The organism is Bryocella elongata (genome assembly GCF_900108185.1).
GTDB classification, from domain to species: Bacteria; Acidobacteriota; Terriglobia; order Terriglobales; family Acidobacteriaceae; genus Granulicella; species Granulicella elongata.
Genome location: NZ_FNVA01000004.1, coordinates 364,799 through 385,297 on the forward strand (window position 1 = coordinate 364,799; position 20,499 = coordinate 385,297).

13 protein-coding genes are annotated in these 20,499 nt (G+C 62.9%); 5 read left to right on the plus strand and 8 right to left on the minus strand.

Annotation, left to right across the window (positions count from 1 at the left end):
- Positions 1-2 precede the first annotated feature (2 nt).
- Entirely contained in the window at positions 3-632 is a 630-nt protein-coding gene (locus C4S68_RS13475) for a response regulator (protein ID WP_103933597.1), read from the minus strand.
- Between the two features lie 405 nt (positions 633-1,037).
- Between C4S68_RS13475 and C4S68_RS13480 the strand changes: the two genes are divergently transcribed.
- From C4S68_RS13480 to C4S68_RS13495, 4 genes are read left to right on the plus strand one after another with little or no spacing between them, the layout of a single operon-like run.
- On the plus strand, positions 1,038-2,315 hold the full coding sequence (locus C4S68_RS13480) for a peroxiredoxin family protein (RefSeq protein ID WP_103933598.1): 1,278 nt from the start codon (positions 1,038-1,040) through the stop codon (positions 2,313-2,315).
- Between the two features lie 31 nt (positions 2,316-2,346).
- On the plus strand, positions 2,347-5,229 hold the full coding sequence (locus tag C4S68_RS13485; RefSeq protein ID WP_103933599.1) for a sensor histidine kinase: 2,883 nt from the start codon (positions 2,347-2,349) through the stop codon (positions 5,227-5,229).
- 6 nt (positions 5,230-5,235) lie between these two features.
- A complete protein-coding gene (locus C4S68_RS13490; RefSeq protein ID WP_103933600.1) occupies positions 5,236-5,862 on the plus strand; it encodes a response regulator in 627 nt (208 codons plus the stop codon).
- The gene (locus C4S68_RS13495) at positions 5,859-6,392 is read left to right on the plus strand and encodes a hypothetical protein (RefSeq protein ID WP_103933601.1); all 534 of its coding nucleotides are present in this window, start codon (positions 5,859-5,861) and stop codon (positions 6,390-6,392) included. The genes C4S68_RS13490 and C4S68_RS13495 overlap by 4 nt, the downstream gene beginning before the upstream one ends.
- Positions 6,393-6,628: 236 nt before the next feature.
- On the opposite strand, the gene C4S68_RS13500 is transcribed toward C4S68_RS13495, so the two are convergent.
- From C4S68_RS13500 to C4S68_RS13515, 4 genes are all read right to left on the minus strand, one after another.
- Positions 6,629-7,708: a glycoside hydrolase family 88/105 protein gene (locus C4S68_RS13500; protein ID WP_103933602.1), complete on the minus strand. Its 1,080-nt coding sequence runs from the start codon at positions 7,706-7,708 to the stop codon at positions 6,629-6,631.
- Positions 7,709-7,715: 7 nt separating this feature from the next.
- Positions 7,716-9,176: a hypothetical protein gene (locus C4S68_RS13505; RefSeq protein WP_146072146.1), complete on the minus strand. Its 1,461-nt coding sequence runs from the start codon at positions 9,174-9,176 to the stop codon at positions 7,716-7,718.
- A 168-nt stretch (positions 9,177-9,344) separates the two neighbouring features.
- A complete protein-coding gene (locus C4S68_RS13510) occupies positions 9,345-12,719 on the minus strand; it encodes a TonB-dependent receptor (RefSeq protein ID WP_103933604.1) in 3,375 nt (1,124 codons plus the stop codon).
- Positions 12,720-12,971: 252 nt separating this feature from the next.
- On the minus strand, positions 12,972-14,306 hold the full coding sequence (locus C4S68_RS13515; RefSeq protein ID WP_103933605.1) for a hypothetical protein: 1,335 nt from the start codon (positions 14,304-14,306) through the stop codon (positions 12,972-12,974).
- A 151-nt stretch (positions 14,307-14,457) separates the two neighbouring features.
- On the opposite strand from C4S68_RS13515, the gene C4S68_RS13520 reads away from it, so the two are divergent.
- Positions 14,458-15,642 carry an acyltransferase family protein gene (locus C4S68_RS13520; RefSeq protein ID WP_103933606.1) on the plus strand — a complete coding sequence of 395 codons (1,185 nt, stop codon included), beginning with the start codon at positions 14,458-14,460 and terminating at the stop codon, positions 15,640-15,642.
- 7 nt (positions 15,643-15,649) lie between these two features.
- Here the strand turns inward: C4S68_RS13520 and C4S68_RS13525 are convergent, their stop codons facing one another.
- The 3 genes from C4S68_RS13525 to aceB all read right to left on the minus strand — a co-directional run bounded on the left by C4S68_RS13525 (position 15,650) and on the right by aceB (position 20,464).
- Positions 15,650-17,056, minus strand: a complete 1,407-nt coding sequence (locus C4S68_RS13525; RefSeq protein ID WP_103933607.1) for an APC family permease — start codon at positions 17,054-17,056, stop codon at positions 15,650-15,652.
- Between the two features lie 111 nt (positions 17,057-17,167).
- Entirely contained in the window at positions 17,168-18,829 is a 1,662-nt protein-coding gene (locus C4S68_RS13530; RefSeq protein WP_235011586.1) for an L-lactate permease, read from the minus strand.
- A 39-nt stretch (positions 18,830-18,868) separates the two neighbouring features.
- Positions 18,869-20,464 carry a malate synthase A gene (aceB, locus tag C4S68_RS13535; RefSeq protein ID WP_103933608.1) on the minus strand — a complete coding sequence of 532 codons (1,596 nt, stop codon included), beginning with the start codon at positions 20,462-20,464 and terminating at the stop codon, positions 18,869-18,871.
- Positions 20,465-20,499: the final 35 nt, after the last annotated feature.

Consider the following 20,499-nt stretch of genomic DNA (forward strand, 5'->3'; position numbering starts at 1 on the left):
TCTTAGCCCTCAATGATGCCCCGGCGCAGGCCGATCATCACCGCGTGCGTACGGTCGCTCGCATTCAACTTGGAAAGAATATTCCGGACGTGGCCCTTCACCGTGTGCTCGGAGACCCGAAGGCAGTCTGCGATGAGCTTGTTCGAGTTTCCCGAGGCAATCGATTCGAGCACATCCACCTCTCGCTCGGTAAGCAGATCGTCGCCGGCGTGCTCGGCCATCGTGGTGGCAATCTCTGACGGAATGCGTCGATGGCCCGAGTGAACAAGCCGGATCGTGTCGACGAGCTCGGTGCGCAGCATGCTCTTGAGCAGGTAGCCGGAGGCTCCGGCCTTGAAGGCCCGCAGCGCCTGGACGTCGCCGCCGTAGGTCGTCAGCACGATGATCCTGGCAGTCGGGAAGTCGCGACGGATCTCCGCGATGGCCTCGATACCGTTCTGCTTGGGCAGACGCAGGTCCATCAAAGTTACGTCGGGCCGGTGCGCGCGATAGGCCGCGACAGCCTCCTGGCCATCGGAGGCTTCGGCGACTACGGTCATGCCTGACTGGGTGTTGATCGAGGCCGAGATCCCGGCGCGGAGCAGCGGATGATCGTCCACGGTAAGCACGCGAATCGGTTGCGTAGAAGTCATAGCGCCTCCTTACTAAAGGACCGACCGATAATGCAGGATATATCGGAAGGTATGGCTCCAGAAGCCCCGAAAGTATTGGCAGTTGGCTGCCCATGCCAGTAGTTCGGGCTATGGCCTCCAGCTTGCGCCGGTTTCGGGCCTCTGATCTAATTGCGGCGTGAAGCTTTTGCTCAGGCTCTGTTGTTGCTGCGCTCCGTCTTGTGACGTCGAGCGCGGCTGCCTGTGTTGTTGCTAGCCGCTTCACTCCTCTCACAACCTCGGTGCTCGCAAGCCTGCTGGCCTGCGTCTGAAGCCAGCGCTGCGTGAGCGCTGCTTCAGGGATTCCCGGGCTTTGCCAGCGCGGAAATCCAATTCCTCCCAGATTCCATCACGTTGTGCAGCTCCTGTGCTGCGCATGGAGCCATTATGAAGATCTCGCTTGCCGTGTTTGCCCTTGCCGGGCTCCTGACCGCCTCCTCGACCTTGCAGGCCGAAGATTGGCGCGGTACTGCAACCGTGCATGAACAGCCCGTCCCGGTGCATCTTGTGCTTTCTGATCCTGCCGCCGACGGCTCCGTGACCGGAGCGTTTATCAATGGTCCGGAGAAGCAGGTCTCGACCAGTGGAGAGTTGAAGGACGGCCATCTCGTCCTGCGCTTCGACTACTTCGCGCGCAAGCTCGAAGGCGACATCAAAGATGGCAAGCTGGAGGGCACCTTTGGTGGGGCCCGGGGCGGCTACGTGCCTCTCACTCTCCAGCGCGATCCGAAGCCGGCCGAGGAGCTGAGCGCGTCGCAGGTCAAGGCGATTGCGGGGGACTGGGAGATCGCCGTGCAGTCGCCGAAGGGAGAGTCCGCCTGGACACTTCGCGTCACGCCGGCGTCCGGCAGGAGCGCCGAAGCCAAGGCGGTCATCCTTCGCATCGATGGCGACACCGGCGGGCTCTACGGGGGCTATGACGCTGCGGCGAAGGCATACCAGTTTACCCGATTTGGCGCCTCGGGATCCGCCGTCTACACCATCACCAGCAACGCGGATGGCACGCTGACAGTGGTAAATCCGTTGGCCAAGTCCCAGCAGTGGAGCGCCCGGCGCCCGGCTGAGGCTCGCAAGGAGAACCTCGCACCCCCGACGCAGAGCAGCCAGCAGACTTCGGTGATCGACCCCAGCAAGCCGCTCGCGTTTACGGCGACCGACCTCGACGGTCACACCGTAACGAATCGCGATCCGCGGCTCGAGGGCAAGGTCGTCATCGTGGCGATCGGTGGAAGCTGGTGCCCGAACTGCCACGATGAGGCGCCGTTCCTGGAAGAGCTCTACAAGCGCTATCACGACAAGGGCCTCGAGATCGTGGACCTCTCGTTTGAGGAGCCCGACCAGCTGAAGAACCCGACGCGGCTTCGTGCCTTCCAGAAGAAGTACGGGCTGGAGTATCCGATCCTGCTCGCTGGCACGCCGGATCAGCTTAACGAGAAGCTGCCCCAGGGCAAGAACCTGAACTGCTGGCCGACGGCATTCTTCATCGGCCGCGATGGCCTGGTGAAGGAGGCTCACGCTGGCTTCTCCGGCCCGGCGACAGGCAAGGCTTATGTCGATCTCAAGGCGGAGACCGAGGCGCTGATTGAGCGTCTGCTGCGCGCGCGGCCTGCGCGCAAGCTGGCTTCTGCCCGCTCCGGCTCGACGCTGCAGCACGCAGGACGTTAGGTGGGCGAGACCGCCCAGTTGACGATGCGCGATGCGGATGGTTGACTGGGCGGTATTGCATTGCTGCGCTCCATCGCGATGGTTCCTTGTGCTGGTGAGCATGCTGGCATCGGTGTTTTCTGCCGGCGATGCTCTCGCCCAGGATCCGCGCTACCTTCGTGACCAGTCCTGGAGCACGGCGGACGGCCTGCCGCAGGCCAGCGTCCATGCCATCGCGCTGACCCCGGACGGCTTCCTCTGGATCGCCACGGAGCAGGGGCTCGCGCGCTATGACGGCGCGCAGTTTACCGTCTACGATCGGACCTCGACCCCGCAGCTCCCTAGCAACGACCTATGCTGCCTCGCCGTTACCGAAGATGGCACACTGTGGGTTGGCTCGGGAGATGGCCTGCTCGCACTGCAAGACGGCCGGTCCGTCCCGATTCCGGCTGGACCACCGTATCAAGGCACACCCATCCTGGAACTGCATGCATCCGGCCAGTCCGAGGTTGCGGTGCTTTCGGGAGCAGGGCACTTCGAGGCCGGGCTCCGCGGCTCTCGCGCCCTGGGCGACAGTGAACTGCTGGCGAGCCACATTCCTGTGGTTGCGGCTTCAACCCCGGATGCGAACGGATGGAGTGCGACCGCTTCAGAGGTGACGGCCCGCGAAGGACATGGCATCTCGGTCTGGTCTTCGGGACACGAGCTTCCTCGAGGCCGGGTGCAGACGGTCTTTCTGGCACGCGACCACACGGCGTGGATTGGCATGAGCTCCGGTCTCGCCAGACTCGATCCGGCGACGCGCCGCGCGCAGATCATGCCGCACTTCGTCGGGCGGTCCGTCCTTACAGTCTTCGAAGACCGCGAGGGCGACCTGTGGATCGGCACCGAGACTGCGGGGCTGCATGAGCTTTCCCGCACTGCCTTTCGCACGGTCGAGGGAACGTCCGATGTTGGAATTACGGCCATCACCTCGACTGCACTGTTTGGGCCCGTGCTTGGTACACGCGACGGGGGGCTGCTGCGTTGGAAGGATGGGCGCATCGAGCCCATGCTGGCGGCGGGGCTGGAGCCCAACGACACGATTCTGTGTCTTGATAGCTCTGCGGATGGCACAGTATGGGCCGGTACGCCGCATGGCCTGATCCGCATCGATGCACGCGGTGTGGCTCGGCTCCTGACCTCCACCGAAGGCCTTCCGGACGATTCGGTACGAAGCGTCGCAGCGATCTCTGCGACGCAGGCTTGGGTTGGCACGGCCCACGGATTGGCGTACGTGGACGGAGACCACTTGCGATCCTTCGGCCCCCAGGATGGCCTGGGTGGCAATCTCGTCGGCACGCTGATGCTGGCTCGCGAGAGCTCATCGCGCAATGCCGTGTGGGCTGCCACCGATGGGGGGCTTTCGCTGGTCAGCCCCGACAAGGTTCAACGTACCTATGGCAAGGCCGAGGGGCTCAGCACTCCTGTGGTCGCCGCGATGACCTACGACGGAGCGGCGCAGCTATGGCTGGCAACGGAGGATGCCGTGCTGTGGCGGATTGAGGGTAATCAGCCGCGGCGCGTGTTGGAGTTGTTGCCGCGACGGAATCGTCCGCAGCACGTTGTCTCGATGAGGGTTGTATCGAACACGTTGTGGCTGCAGACGGCGGACGGCATCCTGAGTGCCGATCTGCAAAGACTCTCAGCTTGCGTCGCTGCAGGTTGCAGCGACGTGGCGCGGCTTCTAACTCCCTATGGCGAGGCGCAGGGGATGCCGAGTGCCGAGACCCTGGCGTTGGCCAGCGGAGGTCCGTTACTGCGCGCGGACGGTGAGCTCTGGTTTCCCACGCGCGGCGGCATTGCGGCTACGGCTGCGAATGTCGGGCTCGGGCCGCCCGCGGCGCCCATCGCGCTCGAGCGCGTCTTACAGGATGACCGCGAGCTGGAGTTGTCACCGCAGCTGGAGCTGCCGTATGGCCGCAGCCGCATCACGTTCGAGTTCGCCGGCCTGAGCCTGCGCGATCCCCGAGCCGTTCGCTATCGGTATCGTCTCGATGGCTTCGATCGGGATTGGATCGAGGTAGGGCAGCGACGCTTTGCTACATACACATCGCTCCCGGCGGGCGGCTACGCCTTTCACGTGGAAGCCGCCCTCGAGGGCCAGCCGTGGAGTTCGCAACAGGCGATGCTGGCGCTGCGGATCTCGCCGCCGTTCTATCGGCGCTGGTGGTTCATCCTGCTGATCTTCGCGTGCGGGGCCGCATGCCTTGGTGCCGGGTACTTCTATCGCCTTCGCTTTCTGCGGCAGCGCTTTGCGGTGACGCTTGCAGAGCGTAACCGGATCGCCAGGGAGGTGCATGACACCCTGGCCCAGGACCTCGTCAGCGCGACCCTGCAGCTTGACCTGGTGATGATGCAGCTCAACCATCGTCCGCTTCCCGATGGCCGCCTCGACCGCGCCGTGATGCAGCTGCGCAGCCTCCGCAAGTTCGTGGGAGAGGGCCTTGCCGAGGCGCGACAAAGCATCGCCGAACTTCGCGACGGCTCCGTGAACCTTGATCTACCGTCGCGAGTGCGGGGACTTGCCCTGCGCAATGCGTCGATCGCAGAGATCACTCGCGTTGTGGTTGACGGTCCGGTACGACCGTTGCGCCCTGGAGTGGAGCGCGAGACGACACGCATCGTCGGCGAGGCTCTGTCGAACGCCGCTCGCCATGCGCAAGCGAAGGCCATCGCCGTCACGTTGCGTTACCTGCCGCAACAGCTGAAGGTCGTCGTTCACGACGACGGACGCGGCTTCTCGCTGGACACGCAGGCTCGCGAAGAAGGACACTTCGGTCTGCAGGGCATGCGGGAACGGGCGGAGACGCTGGGTGCGGAGCTTCAGGTGGAGAGCTCCCCCGGCAACGGTACGACCGTTACGCTCGTAGTGCTCTATGGGGAAGGTGTGTAGGCAGGAATGACAGAGACGATTCGAGTAATGCTGGTCGAGGACCACCACATCGTGCGGCAGGGATTGCGCATGTTGCTGGAGGAGGATGCCGGCATGCAGGTAGTCGCGGCGGTGGGAGACGGCATGGATGCAATTCCCGCGTACGACCGCGAACGCCCTGATGTTGTATTGATCGATCTGCAGCTGCCGCGCATGGGTGGCGCGGAGACGATCCGCAAGGTGCGCGAGAAGCATGCTGAAGCGCGGTTCCTTGTGCTCACCACGTTCGATGGTGATGAAGATATCTACCGTGCGTTGCAGGCGGGAGCTCGCGGATACATGCTCAAGGGCATGCCTCCCGAGGAGCTGATTGCGGCGATCCGGGCGGTGCATGCGGGGCGGCGTCATATACCGCAAGCCGTGGCTGAGAAGCTGGCACAGCGCGTTGGGGACCAGCAACTGACAACGCGTGAGCATGAGGTGCTGGAGCGCATCGCCGCAGGACGCAGCAACAAGGAGATCGCGTCGGACCTGTTCATCTCGGAGGCTACAGTAAAGACGCACGTGAACAGTCTCTTGTCGAAGCTTGGCGTACCCGACCGCACACGAGCTGCGGTGGTGGCTATCGAACGCGGTCTGGTGAACCATCGATGAAGCTCTTCGCCATCACGTTGATGCTGTTGGCGGTTGCGTGTTCGCCGATGACGGCTCGTGCTCAGCGTTCGCACAAGGACCTGGCTGCTCTATGGCGCACAGCGACTGCCGATGAACTCGCGGAGGTGCTTCCGGCGCGAGCCCCAGTCCTGCAGGAACGCATCGAGACGGAAGCCACTGCCAACAGTGGCATCACCGATACGCATGGCCGGGTGATCGCCGTGACAGTGCTCATCACGGCGGGCTACGCGGCCCACGGCAAGTACTCGCAGTACCTCGTCGCAGGCGCGCCGGTGGAGTTCGGTGCAAGCGTCGCGCTGAAGCCGGGAGCCTACCTCCTCGGCTGGACGCGCGACGAAGCCGGGCTTCATGTGAGCTTCTACGAAGCTGCCAACGGCAATTTGATTGGCTCCGTGGAGGCACTGCCGTCGAATCCGCCGCTGCGTGTCGTGCCGGTTCGCTTGTGGCCCCCGGTGCAACGGAGCATCCTGCAGATCGGCCGTTTCGTTATCCCTTACGAACTCCGCTGAGAACTCCGGGGTAGGGTGAGCGACGTATTCTCCACCTTTTGGTGGAGGTAGATTCGTCCCTTTGGCCGACGCGCGGTCGGCATAGGATGCCTAGTCTTGTTCATGAAAACACCCCTCCTGGACCGGGCGCGCGCCATCGCGACCCGGTCGATCTTTTTAACCGTGCATCCGGAGTGGGCAAACAAAATGCCCGGCTGGGCAGGAGCCAGCCGGGCCTCGGAAACTGTAGGGATGAATTAGCGGAGTAGTGCGGTCGCGGCCCAGAGCACCGGAGCCTGGCCATGGAAGTCGCCCGTGCGGCGGCGGCGCATCAGGTAGTAGTCAAGGCTGTTGAGCTTGCCTGTACCTTCGCACACGCTGGTGATGTTGTCGTTTTGATCGATGTAGCCAGCGATACCGATCCAGGCGCGTCGGGCAGCAGGGCCGTAGGTCGGCCCGTCGAGCCAGCCGTTCTTCACGCCGCTGATCAGCGCATAGGCAAACATCGCGGAGCTCGAGCTCTCGGGCCACGCATCGTCGTGATCGATCAGTTGACGCCACATGCCATCCTTGCCCTGGTACTTGAGCAGCGCAGCCATCATCGTGCGGTAGCCCTTGAGGATGCGAGGGCGCTGCGGATGATCCGCCGGAAGCTCGCCCAGGACCTCGGCCATGCCGGCTGCGACCCAGCCATCACCGCGTCCCCAGAAGAACGGCACATCGGGCGCATGGTAGAAGAGCCCGTTGGGCTGCTGCAGCTTGTCGAGATAGGCCGCCATCTCCTTGGCGTCGCGATCGAGATACTTGCGATCATGCGTCGCGCGATAAGCCTCGAGCTGCAGGATCGTGAGCATGTACATGTCGTCGATCCAGTAGCGGGTCTCGCCGGAGAGACCGTCGGGCTGTGGATGCTCCCACTGACGATCGGCGAAGTGCAGACCCATAGCCTTGTACTTTGCGTCGCTGGTCTCGATGCCGATCTCCATCGGCACAATGCCGAAGATCTCATCGTCGACGTGGGCCCGGGGCGGAATGATGCCAACCTCGCTGCCGCCGGGAAGCAGGGGATCGAAGCGATGCACGAGCCCCTGGCGAAGCGCATCGTCGTGTGTAACCGTCGCGAAGGTGAGGGCACCGTACCAGGTGGCGGCTTCGGAGTAGTGAATTGTCGTGGGCTGCTGATGTGGACTGGTGACGAAGTGTTCTGCGACACGCTTGCCTACCTGCTGCGGGGCATAGCCTTCGGGCCAGTTGGTAAACCAGGACTGCTGTGCCTGCGCGGCGACGGAGCCACCCAGCAGGCACAGCGACGTTGCGATCAGGATTCCGTTCTTCATGGGTGCGTCACTTCGATTCGGGGATCTCGAGCCGCATGTGGTGCAGCCCCGTATAAGTCACGTAGAGGTTATCTGAGTCTCCCGTGACCGTGAAGTCCTTTGCGTCGGCGCTGGTCTTGATCTGGAGTCCGGGCAAGGACCAGCTGCCGCGCAGGAGCTTCGCTTTGTCCGTGCCTTTGGCATGGATCTGGATCTTAATCGTGCTGTTGGCGTCCTTCGTGTCGATGCTGAGGCCGTGCTCGTCGGCGCTGGCATTGATGGGCGGGCATTCGACGATCAGCACCCAGCCGATCTGTCCTGACGGTGTGCGCCATTGCACCGTCGCCGGATGGAACTGCGAGGTGGGGCCGGCATCCTTGGTGAAGCTGGTGATCTCGCCACCGAAGATAACGTTGTTGCCGATCCACGCGGTTGCCGTCCGCTTGTCGTCGATCTCCTGCCGCACCAGATGTGGTCCGGAGAAGTGTGTCATCTTCGCCCGAGCATCGTCCGGCACGTTGAGGCCCAGGATCGCGATGTGCGGAGCGAACCAGAGGTCAGGCAGGTGGTCAGTTGTGGCAACCAGCGGAGGCAGTGGAGCGTGTTTCGCATCGAGCATCGTGCGCATCCACACGCCGACGACGCTGACGTAACTTTCCATGTCCATGCCATAGGAACGGTCGAATGGGCCGCTGAGGTTGCGCAGCGATGGCTGGTAATACTTCATCAGATCGCGCCACAGGGAGATCTCCATGGTGCTGCCCATGTCGCGCAGGTGCGCCGACGAGCCGTAGTTGCGCCACAGAGCGAGGCCGTAGAGATCGACTCCGCAGTACGTCGGCGAGTTGTACTCGAAGAATGCATGATGTGCGGAGAAGAGGTTGTTGACCGCGTCGTTCCAGTCAGCAGATTGCTTCAGCCAGTCGGCGCGATGGTCATGCACCGCGGCGAAGTCCCACAGGAAGCCGTACATCAGGGCGATGTTGGTGTAGGACGGCACGAGCCGGCCCTCCTGCATCTCTCCCACTACGGCCAGGTCGATCGCCTTGTACATGCGTTCGCGGAGAGACGCGGGGACACGATCCGGGTACTCGATCAGGATCATCGCGAAGGTGGTGCCGATGAAGTGTCGCCAGTTGGGGTCGTAGCCGCGCCACATAACGCTCTTGCCCGTGGGAGTCGGCTCCTCGGGTGTGCGTTTATAGGTGCCATACCAACGAACTCCGGGAACGGTGTACTGCTGATCGAGCACCTTCTCGATCACCTGCGCCGCGCGGCCGCGATCGCCGTCCTGGTCGCGAAAGAGCAGGCCCAGAGCGTACCAGCTGGACTCGCGGACCATGTAGCGACCCGCTGAGCCATGGGCGCCCGCCGCGCCCGTCGAGTAAGGACTGCGCACAAGCTTGGCGCCGTCGTCATAAAAGTGGTCGCTCCATTGCATCGACTGCTCAAAGAGCTCGCGGGTGTTGGCATCCATCGATGTCGGCAAGAAATGGCGGGCAACAGGTAAAGACTGCCCGCCCAGGAGAGATGAGGTTCCACACAGCAACAAGAGGCAAAGAATTCGGCGAAGCATTCCAATCTCCGGGGGAAGTTGCAGGCAGCGGCCATCGTACATCGATGGCCGCTGCCCGCGAGTGGAGCGGTGTCGCAGGGGTTAGAAGCTGAACTTCGCCGCGAACTCCACCGTGCGCTGTTCGTACGTGGGGGTACCGCTTGCCGAGGTGATGGTGCCAACGGTCGAGGTGTTGCTGATGTTGGCGTTTGGCGTTGAGAGGTTCGGATGGTTGAAGACGTTGAACGAGTCCGCCCGCAACTGGACGTGGTACCTCTCGTTGAACGTAATGTTCTTCTCGAGGTTGATGTCCCAGTCCTGGTAGCGCGGTCCGCGCAGCATGTCATAGCCCGAGTTGCCGTACGCTCCGCCAGGGATTGCCGAGGAGTTTACGGGAGCTGTGAACGCTGCTGCATTGAACCACTGCGCCTTGGTCTTCGTCGTGGGATAGAGTGCGACGCCTGCGACGCGATTGGCTCGGCCGCTGACGAGGTTCGTCCACTTGTTGCCGCTGCCATCGGTGTAGGAGCCAGGTGCCGTGTAGGTGACCGAGAACGGTTGGCCGTTCTGGAAGACCGAGATTCCCGAAACCTGCCAACCGCTGACGAGCTTGTCGACGAAGTCGTTGGACGAGCCCAGGAACGCCTTGCCCTTGCCGAACGGCAATTGGTAGGAGTAGTTGACCGTCAGAACCTGCGGAGCGATACCCCCGATGGGGCCGTAGGAATCGTTCGGTGTCGCGCCGGAGGGGTTCTCGATGTTCTCCGTGCCCAGCGAGCGGATCCACTGGTACTCAGCACCGAACGCAAGACCGTTGTGGTACTGGTGATGAGCTCCCAGCTGCAGTGAGTTTGAGGTGCTGTGGAAGATCGGATCCAGGTTCAGGCCGATCGTGGAGAAGGGTTGCACGAGGTTGAGGCTCTGCGCCGTGACGGAGCCGTTCTTGATCAGCACGGGCTGCGCTGGCAGGTTGATGTTCGGTGCATAGTTGCCGCTACCACCATAGTTGTTCTGCTTCAGGTTGTGCTGGCCCACGTAGCCGATGCGCACGTCCCAGTTATGCGAAAACTCATGCTCCACCGCGAGGTTGTACTCCTCGGTGTAGGGCGTTGTGGTCGGAGCCTGCGCCAGGACCGAGGGGTTCGCTGCGAAGCTTCCTGTTGCCGAGAAAGGATTCGACATCGAGAAGGTAGGCGTGGAGCCCGAGGCGTTGTTGTACGTCGCCGAGCCGGAGAAGGGCAGCGTGCCGAACGGAGCCGTACCCACGTAGGACGCCGGCAGCAGGTTGTAGTAGATGCCGAACGCACCACGCAGCACGGTGTGAGGTACAGCTTCATACGCGAAGCCGATCCGAGGCGCGACGTTCTTCTTGTCCTGGCCCAGGTACGCGAACACACTGCTGGGCAGGCCTGCGGTTCCCGACAAGGCGATGGGAATCGAGGTCAGGAAGTTCGAGATTGATGCTGCCGGATACGAGCTACCGAAGACGACGACTTCCTTCAGGGATGGGACGTAGAGCGAGTTCAGGCCATACGGGTTGTCGCGGAACCATTGCAGGTCGTAACGGATGCCGGCATTGATGGTGAGGTTACGGAGCGGCTTCCAGTCGTCCTGGATGTAGCCTGCATACTGCGCGGAGATGTTGCGGGTGATGAAGTTGTTCGGTACCGCCTGGATGGTCTTGACCGGGTAGCCCAGCAGGAAGTCCGCAAAGGCATTGCCCGAGTACTGACCCGTGAAGCTGAAGGAGCCGCGCTGTGGGCTGACCGCGGAGTCGTTCCAGTGATTGTCGTAGATGACGGAGAAGCCCATCTTGAGGGTGTGCTTTTCGGTGACCTTGGTGAGGTTCGTGCCCAGCTGGCCAACCTGCTCGAGATCCTTCGAACCGGACTCCGAGATGGACTGGATGTTTGTGATGGAGATCTGTGGCGCGCCTTCGATCAGCTCCTGGCCAAGGCCCGGGATGATCGAGGAGAAGTCAGTCTTATAGTTCTGCGGCGTGCGGTAGATCGGCAGGTGGAAGAACGAGCCGTAGGTGTCGAGCAGCAGGCTCGGCGAGAAGGTGTGCGTCCAACCCAGGATGAAGTTGGAGTTGTGCTCGCCGTCCTGTGCGTTGCCGCCCTGCAGGCTGTCGGAGCCGTTGGTGGGGCTGGGGCCGTAGAAAGCGCGCAGGTAGGTGAAGCGGATCTGGTCCTTGCTCGACAGCTTGTGATCCAGGCGCACAGAGATACGGTTTGCCACGGATGTCTCTGCCACCTGCTCGTAGGTGTTGACGCCCGTGCCACTGGTCGTGACCTTCGGCATCAGCAGCGTGAGCAGCTGTGCCGACACTGCGTTGATGCGGGCCGTGGGAATGGTCTGGTTGGCGAAGGAAAGGCCCGTGGTGGGGTCGACCAGGTTGAGCGTAGGGAATTCGGTGAAGACGCCCTGGCGCATCAGCGTGGTGGGCTGCTGCGTGTTGTCCGAGTAGGACTGCGTGAGGCGGAAGCCTTCATACGCGAAGAAGAAGAAGCTCCGGTCCTTGCCGTTGTAGACCTTCGGAATCCAGATGGGACCGGTGAAGTTGCCGCCGAACTCGTTGCGCTGGTACGGGGGACGTGCCGAAGAGCCGCTGAAGTAGCCCTTCGCGCCCATACCCTTGGAGCGGTTGTACTCCAGCAGCTCGCCGTGAAACTGGTTGGTGCCGCTGGCGCTGGCGACGATGAGCGCCGCCGGCTGGCCGAACTCGGCCGGAGCCCCGGTGGAGATGAACTTGAACTGCGAGATGGCGTCGAGCGGTGGAACTTCGGGCTCGGCGCGCTGCAGGGTCACCTCGGCGTTGCTCACGCCGTCCAGGGTGGAGGCGAGACCGCCGTACGCGTTGCGGGAGCCGGTGCCGGCCGCTACGGTCAGACCGCGGGTGGCAAGCTGGTCCTGCGCTCCCACGCCCTGGATGCCGGGTGCGAGCACCATCAGGCCCATCACGCTGAGGTGGCCGTTGAGCGGCGTGTTCTGGATCGCCTGGGCCTCAATGACGGAGCCGACCGAGGAATCGTCGGTTTGGATCACTGGAGCGCCACCGGAAACCTCGACCACCTGGCTGACTTCACCGACTGTCAGGGTCGGAGCCAGAGAGAGGGTCTGGTCGATCGTCAGGTGGACACCCGTCTGGCGGTAGCTCTGGAAGCCCGCGTGGTCCACCTTGACGATGTAGTCTCCCGGGGGGAGCTGCGTGAGGGTAAAGCTGCCGTTATCGGACGTGGTGATGGTGTGGACGGTGTTGGTCGTCGGCTGGGTGATCGTGACGGTCGCGCCGGGGACGGCTGCTCCGCTGGGGTCGGACACGGTACCGGTGATGGTTCCGGTGATCCCCTGCGCGTGCAGGTGTGCTCCTCCCCAGAGCATGAGACCCACGGTCAGGGCTCCAGCCAGTGCGAAACCGCGGCCGACCACTGCTGTCCGGGCGCGCCGGATCGTGTGCCAGGTGAAAACGTTCATGAACTGCCTCCAAAGCTTCTCTGGGCGGCGAAGTTCACGTCGCGAAATGCCACCTCAAGAGAAGTGGCGGGAGTATCCGGGCCTCGTTTTGGGGTTGGCAACGTATTTCACGGTGAGGCGGGTGTTTCACCGTGAAACGATGACTAACGCTATTAGAATGAATGGCGTAATCGGTAACGTAAGGCCCGTGAAAAAGCCGGTCATCTGTGCTTCAGAATCGAGGGCTCTAAGCTTCGGCGGGTGGGAGAAAGGCTATCGCGACGACGGCGCCCCAGTGAGCACGTGATAGCAAAGTACGTTGCTCTGATACGAGGTCCCATTGAGGTTCTGCGCAGACAGCAGCAGCTCGAAGTGCGGAATCGCCCGGCCTTCCTGCGAAATCTTCTTTAGAAAGGGCAAAAAGTCGGGGCTCAGGAGGAACTCGGCGGCAGCTTCGGTCCCGGCTTTGCTCGTCCCGCCGATGAGCAGCGAGGAACTTCGGGTATCGAGACTGGGCAGGTAGGCCACGACGCCGTACGCGAGGTGCTCGCGGTCATCGCCGATTTCGACGTATTCCGACTTTTCGCCCGGTCCGGGATCGCGATTCTGCACCATATTCACCCGGGTGAGCGGGTCGTAGCCCACGCGGAACCTCCCGAAGGGCTCAAAGAGATCGACCCAGGGGTTCGCCCGCGCACTACCGATCAGGATGACGTTGTTCTGCTTCAGCTCACTGAGGCTGACGTCGCGGGCGAATCGGATCTGCGTCTTGCTGTGGTCGACCTCGGGTATGCGCTGCAGCGCCGACACCATGCGGAGGTCGGCGACGTTGGTGTACTGGCTGGTGAGCAACACCTGCCAAAGATGTTCCATGCCCTTCGGCGGGGTCAGCTCCCGGTAATGCTTCGTCATGTAGTCGGGAAGCTGGATCTCCCTGCCGATGAACTCATCCATCAGCACGAGACTGCTGTCGGCCGGAACGAGGATCGTAGTCCTTTGCGGATCAAAGATGCTCGCCCAGAAGCGCTGGTCCAGGGGGACGTGCGCGGCAGCGCGGTCGGCGAGGCGCAGCCGCCAGCCCGCGATCATCGCGAGGCAAAGGACGAGGCCCACGCCGATCGCGATGGCCGTCCTGATGTAGATATGGCGACGGCTGCCCGGCTCTGGTTCGAGCTCTGCGAGCACCTGGACGGGGACTGCAGAGGGAACCGGAATCGGCGCTGATGCTCCGGCCGTGGCCGCGACCTCGGGCTCGCGAAACTGGAACTCGGGGACGTAGCTGCCCTTGGGGATGGTGAGGACGATTGCGTCCTCCTTACCCTCCGTGGAGTAGTACTCCTGCAACCGGAGGCGCAGGAAACGCGCCTGGGATCGGACGATGCTGTCCTCTCCGATGTGGTAACCCTCGGTACGGCCGAAGACCTCTACGCCGATATTCTGCTCGTGGATGCTGCTGGTCTTGCCCTTCTGCGTCTGCTCGCAGATGAAGCGCAGGAAGCTGGCAAGCTTGTGCGACTTGCGAAAGGTTACCGAGGCGAGGATTCGTTCGACCTGGCGCCGCTGCTGCTCGACGGATGGAGTCTCGGCAACGGTCCTGGGGGCGATCATGCGGACTCCGGTGCCCGGCGGCTCCGTGATTCACGGTGAAATCACGCAGGTCTAGCCGTGAAATCGCTTCGAAGGGCCACGCAGGGACGGCTACATTGTAACGGGATGCAGGTACGGTCGGCTTTCGCCGGAGGTGTGCCAAGGACTTGTAATGGATGACATCGCGGCAACGCCGAAAGTTTTGATCCAGCCTTCACCTCAGCTCACAACTGTGCCAGCTTCGACGCGGCTCCAGTCGCTCGACGCGTTGCGTGGGCTGACGATTGCTCTGATGATTCTCGTGAACACCAGCGGCGACGGAAGCCACACCTACCGCCTGCTGCTACACTCGCCCTGGAACGGCCTCACCTTCGCGGACGTGGTCTTCCCCTGCTTCCTGTTCATGATGGGCATCTCGTTGGTGCTGTCGCTTAGCGGGAGGAAGAGGCGAGGTCTTTCGAATGGCCTGCTCGCCCGTACAGCCTTCCGACGTGCTCTCGTGCTCTTCGCCATCGGCCTGGCGTTGAACGGCTTTCCGTTTTATGACCTGCACACTCTCCGGATCTTCGGAGTCTTGCAGCGCATTGCTATCTGCTCCTTCTGCGGAGCGGTGATCTTCCTCTGGCTGCGACCCCGCACGATCGCGATCCTCACCGTGTCCATCCTGCTGGGCTACTGGATTCTGCTGCGCTGGGTCCCGGTGCCGGGCTTCGGGACGCCGGGCGTCGATCTGCCACTGCTCGATCCTCACGGAAATTGGCCGGCGTGGGTTGATCGCCATCTGCTGCCGGCGAACCACCTGTATCACCGCGGCTACTATGACCCGGAGGGCCTGCTGAGCAGCGTAGCCGCGCTGGCGTCGACGCTGCTCGGCGTACTGACGGGCCTGGCTCTCTTACGGCCTGGGGCGCCCGTGGCCCGGGCGAAGGCGTTGCTCATCGCAGGGGTGGTGTGTCTGAGCACAGGCGTCGTATGGAGCTTCTGGCTGCCGTTGAACAAGCGTCTGTGGACGAGTTCGTTCGTCGCGGTGAACGGAGGCCTCAGCCTGATGGCGCTGGCGTTGTGCCTCTGGTGGCTGGACGTCTCAGGGAAGGGCCGCCGCATCGCGTACCCTCTGCTTGTCTTTGGGACGAACTCGCTGGCGGCGTACACGCTCTCGGAGTTCCTCGCCGCGTTCCTAAGCAGCGTGCACGTCGCGGGCTCGACCGAGACGCTGCAACAGTGGCTGTTCCATCCACTTGCGATCGTCGTACCCAACCTCTACGTGGCTGCGCTGGCCTATGCGATCCTCTACGTGGCCATCTGCTTTGTGCCGATCCAGTGGATGTACCGCCGGAAGATCTTCCTGAAGGTGTGACCGACTGTCAGGAGGCGGAGGTGCGTCTTTGCCTCACGAGGTAGACGCTTGCGCCGGCGACGAGGATGAGTGCAGCGACGCGGACTTCGCGATGGAAGTTGGGTCTTGAGATGAGGATGAAGATGAATCCAGCGATGGCGAGCAGCGCAGGCAGCGGATAGAGCGGCATGCGGAAGCCGCGGAGCCTGCGTTGTTGGCGATGCTTGGGCAGCATCACGGCGATGCCCTGGAGCAGGAACTGGAAGAGGATGCGCACCACGATCAGCGTGCTGATGACCTCCTGCAGGCGGAAGATGCAGCACAGCAGGGTCATGCCGCCGAGCGCGAGCAGCGCATGTTGCGGGATGCGGTGCCTGGGATGCACGGCTGCGAACCAGCGCGGGAAGTTGCCATCGCGCGCGGCCGCAAACGGGATGCGCGACTGGCTCAGCAGCAGCGCGAAGATGGAGCAGAGCGCCGCCAGCGCGATGAGCAGCACCATGATGCTGGCAGCGGTGTGGCCATAGAGCCGCTCGATGAAGACAGCCATGACGAACATGCGCTCGTGCAGTCCACGCTCGCCCAGCATCTCGCGCCATGGAATGACGCCGAGCACGCTAACGTTCATCAGCACATAGAGCGTTGCGCAGATAACGATCGAGCCAATCACGGCGCGGGGAATCGTCTTCTGCGGCTCGCGGACCTCGCCACCGAGAAAGCACACGCTGTAGTAGCCGCCGTAGTCATAGACCGCAACGAGCAGACCTGCACCGAGGCCCATGAAGAAGGCCTGGTCGAGATGAAAGGCGCCCGCAGGAAAGTCGAAGGCAAGCTGTGGATGGAAGTGCGTGAAGCCCGCGAAGATGATGAACAGCAGCGTCAGCACGACGGCGATGCCCAGCCAGCGCACGATCCTGTCGATCTGTACGATGCTGCGATAGAGCACCGCCAGCGCGGTCAGCACCGCGCCCATCGCAATCAACGTCTGCCCGCTGATGATGATGGGCACGCCCGCCAGCTGCGTCGAGACCAGAGCATGCGCCGACGAGGGAGCAAAAAATGAGATGTACTGCGCAAACCCAATGCAGCCCGAGGCCATCGAGAGCGGAGAGCTGAACAGCAGCTGCCACGCATAGAGGAACGAGAACAGCCGTCCCCACTTCTTCTCGCCGTAGAGGTGGCTGAGATACGCGTACGATCCACCCGCCTCAGGGTAGGCCGTGCCAAGCTCGGCCCACACCATGCCATCGCAGAGCGACAACGCAGCGCCCAGCAGCCAGCCCAGCATCGCCTGCGGTCCGCCCATCGCCACAACAATCAGCGGCAGCGTGACGAACGGACCCACACCCACCATCCCAATCACGTTGATCCCCAACGCCGAAAGCGTCGAGATACCACGGCGAAGCTCAGGCTGCGGTGAGGGGCTAGATGGCATGGGAGGGCCGCCCGTGGGCCTGACGTAAGTGGTGCATGCGTGACCCTCGTTTTGTGGCTTCCGATGCGAGATCCGCGCCGAATTTTCAGTGTAGCGCAGGGAACTCGGGGGCTACCTCGACAGTAGTCGCGCCAGGAAAGGAATGTGAACGGAGACGAGCACCAGCGACCCCATAAGGCACGCAAGGGCGAGGCTATGTAGGATGACCATGCGCAGGATCGACCCTTCTTTGCCATAGCTCTCGGTCGCTGTGCTTGCGACGACCACGCTCTGCGGCGCGATCATCTTGCCCATCACGCCACCACCGGAGTTGGCTGCGGCCATCAGCGTTGCGGAGAGTCCAAGCTGCTGGGCAGTCAGTTTCTGCAGGCTCCCGAAGAGCACGTTGGATGAGGTGTCGGAGCCTGTGGATGCCGTTCCCAACCAACCGATCAGCGTCCCGAAGAACGGGTAGAGAGAGCCAGTGCGGGCGAAGGCAAGTCCAAGCACAGCGTCAAGACCGCAGTAGCGCGTCAGGAACGCGAGGCCCATTAATGCGGCGATCGTGATCATGGTGAAGCGCGTCTTGATGATGGTTTCGCGTGCTGCTCCCAGCATGTCGCGCAAGCCGAGGCCCATCGTAAACCCCGCGGCGATCGCTGCGATGAGAATGCCCGTGCCAGTCGCAGACAGCCAGTTGAAGAGGAAGGTCGCGGGCTCGGCATGGCTCATCGGCACGATGGGCGGCATGCGCAGCACGACGAGATGCAATCCGCGGATGGGCACGGTAATTGCGGAGAAGGAGTCGAGCCAGTGGCTGAACGCCGGGGTACCCCACGGTGCGACGAAGAGCGCGAGGATGAGCCACGGCGTCAGCGCGCGCCGGACATCGGAGGCTGACGGCGTACACAAGGCGATCTCGGAGTCAGTGAGGACCTGAAGTCGCGGCCCAAGGATGGTGCGCGGCTTCCAATGGCGACAAAGGATCACCAGCGCGACCAGGGTGATGAGCGACGCTGCGATGTTGACCAGCCACGGTCCATGAAAGGTCGCGACCGTAAGCTGTACCGCGCCGAAGAGCCCACCGGCGAGGAGCACAGCTGGCCAGACCTCGAGCATGGAGCGGAAGCCTGCAAAGGATGTGATGAGCCAGAAGGGCACGATCACGCAGAATGGCGTCAGCAGGAGCGCGATCGTGCGCGTGAGCTGCAGTGTGTCGATGCCCGTAACGCCATGCAGCCCAATGACGGGAGTCCCAAGAGCGCCGAAGGCCACGGGCGCGGTGTTTGCTAGGAGAACATAGGCCGCGGCCTGCAGTGGTTCGAAGCCGAGGCCGAGGAGAAGTGCACCACACACGGCGACAGGCGTACCGAAGCCGGAGGCCCCCTCAAAGAATGCGCCCAGGGTAAACGCAATGAGCAGCAGTTGGAGGCGGCCATCCGCGGTGATGCCACCAACACATTGCTGCAGCAGGGCGAAGCGTCCCGCGCGCACCGTCAGCTCGTACAGGAAGATGACGGGAAGGATGATCCAGAAGATCGGAAACAGGCCATACATGCCACCGAGCATCGTGGAGAGCAGAGCGAGCTTCACGGGCATGTGAAACCCCACAACCGCGGTGGCGATTGCGATCAGCAGCGTGATCAGCGCTGCGCGGTGAGCCTTCATTCGAACGGCCAGCATGAGGGCAAGCAGCAGCACCAACGGCATCGCGGCGAGTGCGGTTGAAAGCCAGATGTGTCCCGTGGGGTTATAGCCTTGAGCCCAGGTCTTCAACGTCGGATTGGCGAGCAAGAAATCCTCCGGAACTCATGGGACTCAAGGCGGGTAGGTCTAGACGGCGGGGGCTTCTTCCGCGATGACCTGCTGGTACGCGGGGATGGTAAGGAACTCGGGGAAGGTGGGGGATGCGAGCATCTGTTTCATCAGCTCGACCGCCGAGGCGTAGGCGAGGTAGCGATCTGCACTGACGCGGTTCATGGCCTGGGTCAGCTGCTCGTCGATGACCTTGTTGCAGAGCTCGAGCGTGACGGGACGATCATCCTCGAGGCGCGCCTCGTGATGGATCCACTGCCAGAGCTGGGCGCGGCTGATCTCCGCTGTCGCCGCGTCTTCCATCAGGTTGAAGAGCGGCACGCACCCGATTCCGCGCAGCCAGGCTTCGAGGTACCCAAGGCACACGGCGACGTTCTGCTTCAGTCCGGCTTCCGTGATGGAGCCGTCTGGTACCTGCAGCAGGTCGGCGGCGGTGGCGTTGTAGTCCGGAAGCTGCTTGTCGATCTGGTTTGGTGTCGGCATCAGGCGGTCGAAGACCTCCATCGCGACAGGCACGAGGCCCGGATGCGCGACCCATGTGCCATCGTGCCCGTCGCCGGCCTCGCGCTCCTTGTCGGCCTGCACGCCTGCGATGGCGCGCTCGTTGGCCTCGGGGTCGCTCTTGATCGGGATCAGGGCGCTCATGCCGCCCATCGCGTGGACCTGGCGTTTGTGGCAGGTCTTGATGCAGAGACGCGAGTAGGAGCGCATGAAGTGGGTCTTCATCGTCACCTGTGCGCGGTCGGGCAGGATGATGCTCTTGTCGGAGGCAAGCTTCTTGATGAAGCTGAAGATGTAGTCCCAGCGACCGCAGTTCAGGCCCGCCGAGTGCTCACGCAGCTCGTAGAGAATTTCGTCCATCTCGAAGCTCGCGAGGATGGTCTCAATGAGGACCGTCGCCTTGATCGAGCCGGACGGGATGCCGAGTTGCAATTGTGCCGCAACGAAGATGTCATTCCACAGCCTGGCTTCGAGGTGGCTCTCCATCTTTGGCAGGTAGAAGTACGGCCCGGAGCCGCGCGACAGAAGCTCCTTCGCATTGTGGAAGACATACAGCGCGAAGTCGAAGATCGAGCCGCTCATCGGCCGGCCGTCAACGATGACGTGAGCTTCTTTCAGATGCCAGCCGCGCGGCCGCACGAACAGCACCGCGGGTGTTGTACCAAGCTTGTAGTGCTTCCCGGTCGCCGGGTCATCGTGGGTGATGGTGCGTCGCGTTGCGTCACGCAGGTTTGCCTGGCCTTCAAGGACGTTGAGCCACGTCGGAGTGGTGGAGTCCTCGAAGTCGGCCATGAAGACCCGGGCCCCGGAGTTGAGGGCGTTGATCACCATCTTGCGATCCACGGGCCCGGTGATCTCTACGCGGCGATCGAGAAGGTCGGCGGGAAGGGGGGCGACGGTCCACGCAGCCTCGCGCACATGCTTCGTCCCAGGAAGAAAGTCAGGCATCTCACCGGCATCAATCCGATGCTGCCGCTCCACGCGCTTTGCCAGCAGCTCGCGACGGCGCTGCCCGAAGCTTCGCTCCAGACCGACCGCAAACTCCAAGGCCTCCCGTGTGAGCACGTGCTTGAGCCTCTCGGGAACTTCCTGGTGGATCCTTACGCCTTCCATCGATGACTTACCTTTCTGTTCTCGCGGCTGACGCT

Bases quoted from the DNA above. Each gene is read 5' to 3' on its own strand.
- C4S68_RS13500 (WP_103933602.1), bottom strand. From the start codon at position 7,708: ATGAAGAACGGAATCCTGATCGCAACGTCGCTGTGCCTGCTGGGTGGC.
- C4S68_RS13485 (WP_103933599.1), top strand. From the start codon at position 2,347: ATGCGGATGGTTGACTGGGCGGTATTGCATTGCTGCGCTCCATCGCGA.
- C4S68_RS13510 (WP_103933604.1), bottom strand. From the start codon at position 12,719: ATGAACGTTTTCACCTGGCACACGATCCGGCGCGCCCGGACAGCAGTG.
- C4S68_RS13475 (WP_103933597.1), bottom strand. From the start codon at position 632: ATGACTTCTACGCAACCGATTCGCGTGCTTACCGTGGACGATCATCCG.
- C4S68_RS13495 (WP_103933601.1), top strand. From the start codon at position 5,859: ATGAAGCTCTTCGCCATCACGTTGATGCTGTTGGCGGTTGCGTGTTCG.
- C4S68_RS13480 (WP_103933598.1), top strand. From the start codon at position 1,038: ATGAAGATCTCGCTTGCCGTGTTTGCCCTTGCCGGGCTCCTGACCGCC.
- C4S68_RS13515 (WP_103933605.1), bottom strand. From the start codon at position 14,306: ATGATCGCCCCCAGGACCGTTGCCGAGACTCCATCCGTCGAGCAGCAG.
- C4S68_RS13520 (WP_103933606.1), top strand. From the start codon at position 14,458: ATGGATGACATCGCGGCAACGCCGAAAGTTTTGATCCAGCCTTCACCT.
- aceB (WP_103933608.1), bottom strand. From the start codon at position 20,464: ATGGAAGGCGTAAGGATCCACCAGGAAGTTCCCGAGAGGCTCAAGCAC.
- C4S68_RS13525 (WP_103933607.1), bottom strand. From the start codon at position 17,056: ATGCCATCTAGCCCCTCACCGCAGCCTGAGCTTCGCCGTGGTATCTCG.
- C4S68_RS13490 (WP_103933600.1), top strand. From the start codon at position 5,236: ATGACAGAGACGATTCGAGTAATGCTGGTCGAGGACCACCACATCGTG.